Source organism: Paenibacillus melissococcoides (assembly GCA_944800085.1).
Lineage (GTDB): Bacteria > Bacillota > Bacilli > Paenibacillales > Paenibacillaceae > Paenibacillus_B > Paenibacillus_B melissococcoides.
Genome location: CALYLO010000018.1, coordinates 63963 through 76040 on the forward strand (window position 1 = coordinate 63963; position 12078 = coordinate 76040).

7 protein-coding genes and 3 pseudogenes are annotated in these 12078 nt (G+C 49.1%); 5 read left to right on the forward strand and 5 right to left on the reverse strand.

Annotated elements, in window-relative coordinates; translation table 11 throughout:
* Positions 1-7: 7 nt before the first annotated feature.
* Together OCY70_RS34375 and OCY70_RS34380 are read right to left on the reverse strand one after the other, a co-directional pair.
* Positions 8-369, reverse strand: a pseudogene (locus OCY70_RS34375) (ATP-binding cassette domain-containing protein); the annotation flags it as partial.
* Between the two features lie 19 nt (positions 370-388).
* On the reverse strand, positions 389-610 hold the full coding sequence (locus tag OCY70_RS34380) for an AbrB/MazE/SpoVT family DNA-binding domain-containing protein (RefSeq protein WP_213431488.1): 222 nt from the start codon (positions 608-610) through the stop codon (positions 389-391).
* Positions 611-1288: 678 nt separating this feature from the next.
* Here OCY70_RS34380 and OCY70_RS34385 point away from each other — a divergent pair.
* From OCY70_RS34385 to OCY70_RS34405, 4 genes and pseudogenes are all read left to right on the forward strand, one after another.
* Positions 1289-2448: pseudogene (locus OCY70_RS34385) on the forward strand (IS110 family transposase).
* Between the two features lie 419 nt (positions 2449-2867).
* A complete protein-coding gene (locus OCY70_RS34390) occupies positions 2868-3071 on the forward strand; it encodes a hypothetical protein (RefSeq protein WP_213431102.1) in 204 nt (67 codons plus the stop codon).
* 124 nt (positions 3072-3195) lie between these two features.
* Positions 3196-3851 (forward strand): annotated as a pseudogene (locus OCY70_RS36645) (sensor histidine kinase); the annotation flags it as partial.
* A gap of 121 nt (positions 3852-3972) precedes the next feature.
* A complete protein-coding gene (locus tag OCY70_RS34405; protein WP_261945363.1) occupies positions 3973-5034 on the forward strand; it encodes an endonuclease/exonuclease/phosphatase family protein in 1062 nt (353 codons plus the stop codon).
* 622 nt (positions 5035-5656) lie between these two features.
* On the opposite strand, the gene OCY70_RS34410 is transcribed toward OCY70_RS34405, so the two are convergent.
* Positions 5657-5977, reverse strand: coding sequence for a DUF2628 domain-containing protein (locus tag OCY70_RS34410; RefSeq protein WP_213431106.1), 321 nt, complete (start codon positions 5975-5977; stop codon positions 5657-5659).
* A gap of 234 nt (positions 5978-6211) precedes the next feature.
* Complete coding sequence (locus OCY70_RS34415; RefSeq protein ID WP_213431107.1) at positions 6212-9394, reverse strand: bifunctional cytochrome P450/NADPH--P450 reductase; 3183 nt, start codon at positions 9392-9394, stop codon at positions 6212-6214.
* Positions 9395-9759: 365 nt separating this feature from the next.
* Here OCY70_RS34415 and OCY70_RS34420 point away from each other — a divergent pair, with 365 nt between their 5' ends.
* On the forward strand, positions 9760-10515 hold the full coding sequence (locus OCY70_RS34420) for a spr1630 family ClpXP-sensitive toxin (protein WP_213431108.1): 756 nt from the start codon (positions 9760-9762) through the stop codon (positions 10513-10515).
* A gap of 196 nt (positions 10516-10711) precedes the next feature.
* Here OCY70_RS34420 and OCY70_RS34425 read toward each other — a convergent pair whose 3' ends face one another.
* On the reverse strand, positions 10712-11956 hold the full coding sequence (locus OCY70_RS34425; protein ID WP_261944499.1) for an IS110 family transposase: 1245 nt from the start codon (positions 11954-11956) through the stop codon (positions 10712-10714).
* Between the last annotated feature and the right edge of the window lie 122 nt (positions 11957-12078).

Sequence of the window (12078 nt, forward strand, 5' to 3'; positions counted from 1 at the left end):
TTCCTCACTTGGCCCGATCGGTTAAGCGAAAAGCCGCAAGCATTTCATCCGCTTTTTTCGCGGCTTCCCGCGCATTGTCCCCGTATATTCTCGCAATCAGCTCCAGATTTTCTTTTACCGATAATTTGGGGGCCACCGCCGTCTCCTGTGGAGACACATTAATGATTCGTTTGACCGCACTTGGGTTCTTGACCAGACTGTTCCCCATCATCAGCGCATCTCTCTTGTCGGCTCGAGCAGACAAGATAACATTTTGATCGTTGTCGTTTTTCCGGCGCCGTTGGTTCCCAGCAGCGCAAAAAATTCACCTTGCTGAATCGTCAGATTCAGCGAATCGACCGCTGTCCTTTCTTTAAATCGTTTCGTCAAGCCGGTTACGCGACTCCGCTCACTCCCCTTCCCCCTTCCCCTGGGCGCCGAAAATTTTGTTGGCCAGCTCCGTAAACTTGTCGCCCTTCACAATGGCTATGCCTTGTTCCTCATCACCAAGAAGCAGCAGCGTGTCGCCGGGTTGAATGCCAAAAATATCCCGCGCTTCCTTCGGAATGACGATTTGCCCTTTTTCTCCGACTTTTGCTGTCCAAGCATATTTGCCTTTTGGTCTTTTCATTGTTCCATTCCTCCAAAAAGTAATATTAGTTAGTTAAGTAGGTTTAGTTATACTTGGTATAATAAATCATACCACAATAAAAAATGGAAAGTCAATCGGGGGTTTTCAAAATCCAGGTCCTGTTTGGTTCGCGATCGGCCGATCCCCCGAGGACAAGTTTTTGGGCAATATTGTTAACATCCGCATAAAGACTTATAATCAAATGAATCAAGCCTGACGTTGGACTTTATCATATTGAACACTCGTATTTACATATATTGTCAATACGCACTTAACGGTTGGTCTGCAACAACTTTGGTAGAGGGCAGCAAATATCCGTTTTGCAGGTACCTTTATATGCAACCATCCAATAGACCATTTTCGTAAAGGAATAAGTGCTATATGCTCCCATTCATTGAGAATGTGCCCAAAATAAACATTCATGAACTCTCGTTCGCAAACCTAGCATGAAAATAGCGAGGGTTTAGTGGTCGGACCTATTTCCCATACTGCTACTACATGACGCGAAACACGTTCTTTTTAATGGTGGTGTAACCCCGACAAATAAACTGTTGAGGATGAGTTCTGTGTACAAACCTGTGCTGGCTCTGTATGCCCAATCAGAGAACCGCGAACAGAAAAATGCTCAAGCTCGAATTCATCCGCCGTCATGCATTTCAGTTATGGAGGGAAGCCAAGATGGAAGTATTGCTTGAACGCTGTGCTGGAATGGACGTTCACCAAGAGACAATCGTCGTTTGTGTGATGACCACAGATGCTGCGGGGGAGGCCCACAGCGAGATCCGAAGCTTTGGAACGATGACCAAACATCTTTTCGAACTGCTTAAGTACCTGGAGTCCCAAGGCGTTACACACATCGCAATGGAGAGCACGGGAATCTACTGGAAACCTGTCTACAACATACTTGAAGGCTACTTCACCGTCGTACTGGCGAATGCGCAGCGCATTAAGAATGTTCCTGGCCGCAAGACGGATGTTTGTGATGCCGAATGGATCGCGAAGCTGCTTCGAGTCGGTCTAATTGAGCCCAGCTTTGTGCCATCCGAGGACTTAAGGGAGCTACGGGACCTCTGCCGACTTCGAAAAAAACGAATCGGCTCCCTAACAGCGGAGAAAAACCGAATCCAGAAGTATCTTGAAGCAGGTAACGTCAAGCTAGGCAGTGTCATCTCAGACGTATTCGGTGTATCCGGGCGCAGTTTGCTGCAACGCTTAATCGAAAAAGGTTACGTTGACGCGGAAGATGTTGAAGCGAGCGTCAAGGGTTCGATCAAGAACAAAAAAAGTGAAGTTACTGACTCTCTTTTTGGCACGATGACCCCGCATCAAATTCGATTGATTAAAGATTGTTGGGAGCATATCGAATACTTAGAGAAGTCCATTGCTCGGTTGGAAGCCGAAATTAACGATCACTTGGAGCCCTATCGGACGGAGTACGAACTGCTTCAGACCATTCCAGGTGTTAGCGAACGAACAGCTGCAGCACTCCTTGCAGAAATCGGGGCCAATATGGAGCAATTTCCATCCGCAGATCACCTTGCCTCTTGGGCTGGCGTAGCACCCGGCAACCACGAGAGTGCAGGCAAAAAAAAAGTACAAAAAGCGTAAAAGGCAATCCTCATGCAAAAGTGACACTATGCGAAGCGTCTTGGGCAATCGCTCGCTCACGAAACACGGTCTTGGCAACAAAGTTCTGGAAGATTGCTTCACGACGAGGAAAGAAAAAAGCTTGCATTGCCATTTCACGTAAGATACTTATCATTGCTTACCACATGCTGAAGAACAAACAAATTTACATCGAAGGTGGACCACAAGCACCACTCATGCAGATCAACTAACCTTACAGCATTGACGAAACATAGCGATTTTAAACAAGGCCCCTTCAAAGAAGGTGGACCGGGCATCTTATGGTCATTTCTCAGAAAACTGCAGCTTTTTAAAGACGATAATCGTTCATGAGTGCGTTTGGATTTTCACAGAAAAAAAGTTTCCCCTACCTATCGAAATATAGCCTTGCTGATACTGATCTTCGGCGGTCTCCTCTGCCTGCGATGGGCGTGGTCCGAGCTCTTTCCTACATTGGGAGACCCTCGTGCAGTCAATGGCGTAATGGACTTGCGCGGTATTGATTTGGAGGCATCGTCCCCCTTCTATTTGGACGGTGAATGGCATTTCTACCCGAATCAATTCATCTATTTTCAGGATCTGCAATCGAAGGACAATCCCTATTCAGGTTCCGGGAGATTGGGGGAGCGCGGTGAACCCGGATTCCGGTTCTTCGTACGGGTACGGAACGTACCGGCCTCGCATTCTGATCGATCCGCTGGAGCAGCCTGTCGCGCTCTGGCTCCAAGGGATTCAGGCTTCATCGCAAGTGGAAATAAACGGAGTGGACAAATACGGCGGCGGCCGAGAAAGAATACTGGCCCAAAATCGTCTCGTACACCGCTTCCCACTCTGAGAAAGGGGCAAGGGAGCTTGAAGTGCTTATTCACGCGGCCAACTTCGACGAACCTTTTAACGGCGGTCTTGTCCGCTCGATTCGCTTCGGCTCTCAGGCCGCGCTCGTGAAAGAGGTTGCCACCGTCTACTATCTCATCGATATCCTGGTGGCCATTATCGGGTTTTCGACTTATTGGTTCAAAAAGTATATTCACAATGCCAAGGAGAACGCCAAGCTGAACGAACAGCTCAAGGAAGCCGATCAGCTGAGAGGCCAATTCCTTGCCAATACATCGCATGAACTGAGAATGCCCCTGCACGGGATTATGAATGTCATCGCCATGCTGAACTTTCTGCCCGAAGGCAAGCCCGTTCAACTGCAGATGGATATCGCCGATCGATGCCTCCCGTAATGGGGGATGAGAAAAGGCTTGTGCAAATTTTGTACAACTTATTGCATAACCCCCCTCAAATATACGACGGAGGGAACGATCACCGTTCCGACCGGACGAGGGGCAAGAATGCCATCAAGCACGGTCTCCTCAGCCGCAATGAAGGCGGCACGATTCAGCTTCGGATTACTCGCCAGGAAGGCTTCACGCGGATTGAAGTTACAGACAATGGCCATGGCATGGAACCAGATAGGGTGGCCCATCTGTTGAATCCGACCCTGAAGGGAAAGGGCGGAATCGGGCTCGCCAATACGAACCGAAGATTGCTTCAATTATACGGCCGCGGCTTGTCGATTGACAGTCAGCCGAATGAGGGAACAACCGTATCCTTTGTCATTCCGGATCAACATCATTAATAATCTATAAAGAGCCAGTTATGAACCGTCCCCGGCCTGCTGCAGGCCGGGGACTTCAAGGCGGGTTACTTGCGCGGCAAGATATGATAACGTAGGAGGTACTAGCGATCTGATGATCAAAAAAATGTTAAAATGGCTGGCCTGGGTCGTGCTCACCCCCATTGCTGCGCTTGCCATTTTTCTTATCTATATGACAGCGGTTGATTATAAGCCCCCTGCTCAAGTAGAACTTCACACCAACAATAACAACAGTGCTAAGCTTAAGCAGGGCCAGCCGTTCACCGTCACGACATTCAATCTCGGCTATGCCGGCCTCGACCAAGGGCAGGACTTCTTCATGGACGGCGGAACGGGATCCCGCTCCAGCAGCAAGGAACAGACGGAAGCGAACCTGAGGGCGATTGCCGATTTTCTAAAGGACACCCGATCCGATCTGTATATCCTGCAGGAAGTTGACGTTGATTCTTCGCGCAGCCATCATCTGAACCAGGTTCAGATGATTAGCGGCAGTCTGGCCGAATACAGCAGCACATTTGCCTATAACTATAAGGTGGGGTGGGTTCCCGTGCCGCTAACCCATCCGATGGGCGCAGTGCAGAGCGGCTTGCTGACGTTATCCACGTTCAACAGCACCTCTCATATCCGCTTCGATTTGCCGGGCAAAGAGAACTGGCCTGTGCAGCTATTTGAGCTGGATCGCGCATTTATCGAGAGCCGATTTCCCGTCGATAACGGGAAAGAACTTGTATTGGTTAACCTGCATTTATCGGCCTTCAACAAGGGCGGCACCATCCGCAAACAACAGCTTGATTTTCTGGGAGACTATATTCAACAAGAAATGGAGAAGGACAACTATCTCATCCTTGGCGGCGATTGGAACCACTCCTTGCCGGGAACCGACCATAACCGCTTTCCGTCGCAGCAGGAATGGCCGCAGTGGCTGCAGCCCTTCCCCGGCACCTTCGCTCCGGCTGGCTTCCAATGGGCGGTGGACCCGAGCACGCCCTCCGTCCGTACGCTGGACAGCGCGTATCGGCCAGGGATTAACTTCCTCGCGGTCATCGACGGCTTCCTCGTCTCTACGAATGTCAAAATCGCCGCTGTGACCGGACACGATCTGAACTTCGAGAACAGTGACCATAATCCGGTGACCGGGAAATTTATATTGAAATAAGCCGGACGCAAAGAAAGCCAGCACCGATCGGTTAGGGGCTTCCAGAACAAAATTCGTTTCAGCCGGAACGGGCGCCAGCCTCCTGCCCGAAATGATGCGAAAATACAGGAATTCCTTTGGGGCCGATCATTTGAAAAAGGAATCCTGCAACAATACAGGAATTTCACTCGGTTTCGCCTGAATATATCGCAGTTTGAGGAAATTGATGTAGGTGCGCAGCAATTTCGTGTAAGTCCCGCTGACTTAGCTTAAAATGCTGCACTTTTGCAGGAACTGGGAGGCTGGCGCTTGGTGCTACGCTGCTGCCTTGGCAACGTTATGCCGTTGCCCTGTTTAGCGCCGCTTCGTGGGGCTATGCTGCGATAGTGCGGCCAATCGAGCGTGTTTACGGTGCTGTTTCGATTCCCTTTGAGCTCGTTTATGCCTTGCATTCGCGCGGCAGCAATATTTTAGCCCGCCCCAAACCGCTGAATACAGTCCTGCAAGAACTGCGCGAGTACCGTGGATAAAAAGCGAGGCCACCGCTTCTCTTTCCAAGCAGTGGCCTTCATAACTGCCGAGGAACAAAAAACCGCATTCCCGCGGTCTTTTGTTCCTTCACTTATGTAAAGATAATTCGCTACTATATTCTTACCGTCTGAGCCATAATGCCTTTTGCCTGCAACGCAGCTTCCGTTTCCGCATTGGCTGGGCGATAGCCTTTCTCCATCAGTTCTCTAATGTACATCTTGTTGTAAATGAACGAAAAAATAATGCCCGGAATCCATGCTCCCAAACCAAGGGTAAAGAGACCAAAAAGAACTGCACAAATGAACATAATAGCAGCCCATTTCAGATCTCCACGGAATAACGCAGGAAAAAATCCGAAAAAGAACGTTGTCCAACTAAATCCCAGTTTCACATTCTTGGCAGCGCCTTGCGCATTAACTAACTGTACATGCATCGATTATCCCCCCACATTGAACATATCTGACAATCGCCACAATTATAGCTGTGAGCGCTAACTTTGTCGAGGAATTATTTCCCTTGTCACAAAATTATAAATGTTCTTATATTCTTCAACTCTATACGCGCGGAGATTGGAACCACTCCAGGCCGGGAGTCGATTATACCCGATTCCCCTTTCAGGAGAAGCCATGATCTGGCTTCTCCTGCGTGGGAACCTTGGCCGAATAATCTATATCCCCGCCCAGACATCTTTCGCATACCTTCCGGACGCCTGCAGATTTCCCAACCAATTTTCCGCTTCTTGTTCTTCCACCCCATGGATAACCTGATAAGCCTTCTTCAATTCGTTCTCTACATCTGGGGCCATTTTGCTGCCGTCTCCACATACGTAAAGCCGCCCTCCGCCGTCGAGAATGCGGATGACTTCTGGGGCATTCTTCGCCATAAGATGCTGCACATAGGTTTTGGGCACACCCTCCATGCGGGAAAAAGCCGTATGAAGCGTAACGACTCCGTCCCTTTCATATTGTTCAAGCTCGTCACGGTAAAGATAATCGGCTTCGTTCCTGCAGCCAAAGTAAAGATGGGCTTCGCCCAGTGCTTGTCCTTCCCGCTTCATCATAGTGCGGGCTTGCAGAAAACCGCGGAATGGCGCTACGCCCGTCCCCGGACCTACCATGATAATCGGAGTCTGCGGATCTTCGGGGAGTTGGAATCCGGAATCCGGCGTTCGGACGAACATGACAATATCGTCTCCCGGTCTGCGCTCCGCCAAGTAATTCGAGGCCACGCCAAGATATTCGCCTCGGCCGCTCCAAGCCTGGCCTCGGACGACCCCAACCGTAATGCTGGCGCGTTCCTGATCCATCCGCGGGGAGCTGGATATCGAATAATATCTCGGTTTAAGCGGAGGCAGGAGCTCCACGAACTTCTCGAACGGGATCTCGCACGCTTCATATTTTTCAACAAGATCCAGCATCATAACCTGCTTCTTCAAGATTTGCTCTTCATATGTTCCCTCCTCTAACAAAGCTTCCAATTCACGCTTATGAGGAGGACACACCGTGAAAGCGGCCACTTCGCGGATTTGGGCCCGAGTTGCGGCTTCTTGCACCTCTACGCTATGGCTAAGCAGGTCAAGGAGAGAGATTGGCCGATCTAAAGGCAGATGGGATGCACTGGCTCCGCTTGCTGTCAAAATCACTTGATCTTTTTCACGCAAACCAAACCGCCGCAAAATGCGATCGATATGGTCTTTGCGGTTGGTCGGAAAGACTCCAAGGTGATCGCCCTCCTGATAGGTCATCCCATCCGGCAATTCAATCTCGATATGGCGTGTGCTTCGTTCGCTGCCAGGCTGCTGCAGTTCCCGATTGGCCGCGATTGTCGCATGAACCGCTTCGTACGCTTGGGCGAGCGGAGTTTCCGTCAAGCCGCTTACATATTGAATGCTGAGTGTGCTCCGTTCTTTTTCTGCATTTTCATTCAATTTTAAATCGAATGTTTTCATCGCATCGGCCCACATTTGACTTTTCCATGCTTCCAGTTGCTTTTCAAAGTCACCGCTTGCATCGGCCTCCCCGCGAAGGGAAAATCTCGTCGCTCCTTTCTCGGCTAGCTGTTCGTCAATGAACCTCGGTACCGCTTGATACGTGGCCGCCCAATTGTGATCCCCGCAACCAAATACGGCATAGCGAACCCCGCGAAGCTCACCCGGCTCGACCTGTTCCAACCATTGCACAAACTGTTTTGCATTGTTGGGCGGCTTCCCGTTATACGAAGAGGTGATGATGATCAGGGCACCTTCCTCCGGCAGTTTGCCTAACCGGTCATCAAGGGGTGCCGCTTCGCTTCGGATTCCGTGCAACCGGGCAAGATCCGCCAGTTCTTTGGCAATCCGCTCGGCTGTTCCCATATCGGAACCGTAAAGAACGAGCAAGGGCCGATTATGGACGCCGATGATGGAGGCCGCCTCTCTTTTATTTTCCGGCCCAGGATCATCGTCAAGATTGTTCTCCGGTTGGATGGGATACGGATTGGCGAGTTTTTTATCCCGTAATTGCACACGGATTTTGAAGTCGGCCGGCTTCAGCGTCAGGGTTTGCTTTACTTTCAACTGATAGTTCAAATGATCCGTCAGTTCAAAGTGCCGAAGGATCAATCCGAGAACTAACGTCGCTTCGTGAAGCGCAAATTGCATCCCGATGCAAGCCCGTTGGCCATTCCCGAACGGTTTATAGGCATGGTTGGGAACTGTGGCGGGGTCTTCAAACCGTTCCGGCCGGAAGATCTCCGCATCCTCCCCCCATGCTCCCTTATCCCGATGAAGCTTGGGCAAAATAATGGAAACGGCTTCCCCCTTTTTGATGGGATATTTCCCTCCAATCACGGTGTCTTCCTTGGCGAAAAGACTAAATTGGGGGGCGGTCGGCCATAAGCGCAAAGATTCATTTAAAATCATTCGCACATATTTCAGCTTCAGAACCTGCTCATACGTAGGCAACGGGCCGGTTAATACTTCATCCACTTCTCTGCAGGCCTTTTTGAGAACCTCCGGGTTCTTCAATAAAAAGTAAATCGCGAACGACAGCAACCCGCTTGTCGTTTCATGACCCGCGATCAGGAACGTAATAATTTGAAACCGAATATTTTGATCATCCAGTGGTTGTCCCGTCTCGGGATCCTTGGCGGTCAGCATTCTGGCTAGTAAATCCGTTCCTCCCTGATCCCCGCTTGCTTTCCGCTCGGCGATGATTTTGTCGACTAAGGAGAACATCGACTGAATATCGCGCTCGTACTGACGTCTGGTTATTAACATCAGCTTGTTTTGAAGCGGCAAACGGCTGCTATAATGCATGGCCTCATCCAGAGCCCGAACCATACTGACGATAAAAGGATTAGGGGTTTCTCTATAGAAACTATTGAAACGATAGTCAAATCCGCATAAGCCAATGGTGTCCAGCGTGAGCCGCGTCATATCGTCCGGAACGTCGATACTTTCATCCGGATTCAAGCGCGCCCATTTTTGGACAAGCTGCAAAGCGATGTCCAGCATCCTGTCATGATACCCCTTCATGGCTTGCAGGCTGAAGGAAGGCACCAGAATGTTATGGGCTTTTTGCCAATTGGGTTCATCCGTCAGACTGGTGAATAGTCCGTCTCCCGCAAAATCACGTACTTTGAGCAAATGACCTATCGCTTTGTCAAAACGGGATTGATCACATACTTCGGCGACTAATTCAGGGCCGGAGACGATAATTACGGATCTTCCCATTAACTCGAATCTAAAAATCGGGCCGTATTCGTCAGCAAGTTTGCCGAAAGATAACGTCGGTGAATCTTTATCAATTAAGGGTAAATTTCCGAGAACCCCATAGGTTCTGGGCTGCGGTATCGGCATTAGTTGGTCCATATAGAAAGCTCCTCTGCAATAACGTTAACCAATGTAACGGCAGGCTAATACCGTTAGGGAAGAAAATCGGCGAATTGGCGATTTCCTCCCCCTAATCTCCCCAAAATTGGCGAATTAAATTATCGAAGCCCGGACGCGGGGGGATCCCAGCTTCGAATATGAAAGGCAGCTTGACATGTACTTGAATAATATTTGGACAGTTCGAGAATAATTCAACGTAAACGTCCAGCAAAACCCTTTATAACTATAAAAATAAATGAAGATATACAACGAAACTTTAAAAAAAACAAAAAAAATCATTTCATTGCAGTCCAATTTCGATTACACTATAAATGTCTTCATAAAATGGAATTGGGGTGTTTGAGATGGATCAATACAAGTTTAGTCCTGAACACAATAAAATGATTGTTGATGCAATTGTTGATGGTTATCGTGACTATATTGAACATCGGAAAGATCGCAAATCAAAAATGAAGATTAGCTCGGCTTTTTCCTGGACGAAAGGTAATTTCATTGAAAGCAAGCTCGCCGAAGAGTGCATTAGTCACGGCTTCACATATAAGAAATCAAAAGCGGGATTAACATGGGATTACCTGCAATTCATACATGGAGACTCCAAGATTCTTTTTCTTATAAAAAATGCGGCTTATTTCAATGAAGAATGCTTTTCACAAGCAAAACTGCCTGACAATAGTGGAAAGAAAGGACCGCGACGCACCTATCTCCATGAACTCTCGAAAATCAATAAGGACTTAGCATTCCCCTCAACACGGCAATCATCCAAAAGAGGGAAAGAAACGGAAGCGGTTGAACAGCTTTCCTTATTCATTCTGGAGAGCCGGGTGAGAGATGAGCTAGAAGATTTCACATCGTCCTATAATCAGTTCCATATCCTTACATACGCACTCGATGAGGCATATCAAATTTCTGAAATCAAACACTACTTGCCTAATCCAAATGATAACGTCGCTTACCTCGTAGAGGATCTCTCCGACTTTATTTCCGGAGCTGAGTTAACTGAAGAGGATCGCGATGTAGTGGCACCTGAAATGAACGATGATGTTCTGGATCCAGCCGCATTTGATATCGGGATTTATGAAGAGGAACAACAAAATTCATAAACAAACAGAATGGTGTTAGGTAAATAAGTCCAGCGGTATGATGTCAAGTCCCTGATTGATGAGAATTGGAAAATTTCCTTGGCGTGCAGCAGGATCAATCCCAAAAAAGGCATCACCAAACTAGACCCAGTCGAAAATTAAGTAAAATACCATAATTTAACTGGGAATTAGAGAAGAAAATTCATGAGCCAAGGCATTATTGCTCTGTCGGCTTCACCTTCCTTCTGGGCGTATAGAGTTGGTCGTTGCGTAGCAGCACATCGACCAGACGCACAAGTTTTCTTGCCGTTAAGACGAGGGCACGTTTGTGTTGATGCTTAGGGACTTCATTGAATTTCTTCCGGTAGTACTCCCCGAATTCCGGGTCGCGGTTTTTTACCGAGTTGGCAGCTTCAACAAGGTAGTAGCGAAGGAATCGGTTGCCGGAACGAATGCGCTTTGTATCTTCCGCCTCGAAGGAGCCGGATTGGTGCTTGCGCCACGTCAGACCCGCATACTTGGCCAAGGCGGCTTGATCCGTGAAGCGGTCGATGTCGCCGATCTCGGCCAGGATGCCTGCGGCATAGACCCGATCAATGCCCGGAATGGAACGGAGGCACTGGCTGCTGGAAATGCCGTCTAAAATGCGCTCAATCGCCTTGTCGAGCTCTTTAAGCTGACTCTGGATGCTCCGGATCGACTGAATTGAGGTGCCCAGCACCAAATCAATGGAATCCTCGACAACCTTCGAGAGACGGTACGAGGCCCGAGCCGCCTTTTGAATACAGCGGGCGACGTGTTCGGGATCGGGGAAACGATTTCTCCCCTTGTCCTTGAGATAGTCAGCCAAACGGGCGACATCCATATTCGCCATCTCATCCAGACTATACTTTTCCGAGAGCATTTCCATGATGGCATGGCCGAACACGGAACTGTCCACCTCCGCGCGAAAAGCATTGCACTTGTAGAACAGATTTTGCAAAAAGTATTGCTTCTCGCGGGTAAGGTTGTGTACGAGATGGAATCGCATGCGAGTGAGCCGCTGCAAGGCGATGTACTGTTCCTGCATCACGATAGTCGTCGTGAGTCTGCCAAAACGCAGGCGGTCTGCAATGATCCAGGCATCGATGCGATCGGTTTTGTCCAGGTCGGCATAAGCGTCTTTGAATTTGTTAATCAGCTTCGGATTAATGGTGAACACCTTGGCATTCAATTGTTGAAGGGCCTCATCCTCATGCAAGTACATGGCTGGATGCCAACTGTAGACGGATGTGGCTTCAAGCCCGATATGAACCTCAGAGCAGGCTGTCTTGACCGCAGCAGAAATGATGCGATCCCGCAAGTAAGAAGCGCCGTGCAGATTGTTGGTGGTCTTGAAGGTCTCCAGGGTGTCGCCATCCGATTTCATCAAACAGGCTTCCAGTTCTTCGGAACTGACGTCAATACCGACAAAAAGCTTCAAGAGAATTCCTCCTTTCTATAAGGGATTCAGGGAACGGACTCTCCGGACTGTCTCCGGCGCACTCGCCGATCAATCACCCTCGCATATGAGAACACGCTTCGGTTCACGAGCTGCCCCGACGC

What these genes read in the sequence shown, in the direction of transcription:
- OCY70_RS34380 (WP_213431488.1), bottom strand. Translation starts at nt 610, where the DNA reads ATGAAAAGACCAAAAGGCAAATATGCTTGGACAGCAAAAGTCGGAGAA.
- OCY70_RS34405 (WP_261945363.1), top strand. Translation starts at nt 3,973, where the DNA reads ATGATCAAAAAAATGTTAAAATGGCTGGCCTGGGTCGTGCTCACCCCC.
- OCY70_RS34410 (WP_213431106.1), bottom strand. Translation starts at nt 5,977, where the DNA reads ATGCATGTACAGTTAGTTAATGCGCAAGGCGCTGCCAAGAATGTGAAA.
- OCY70_RS34415 (WP_213431107.1), bottom strand. Translation starts at nt 9,394, where the DNA reads ATGGACCAACTAATGCCGATACCGCAGCCCAGAACCTATGGGGTTCTC.
- OCY70_RS34420 (WP_213431108.1), top strand. Translation starts at nt 9,760, where the DNA reads ATGGATCAATACAAGTTTAGTCCTGAACACAATAAAATGATTGTTGAT.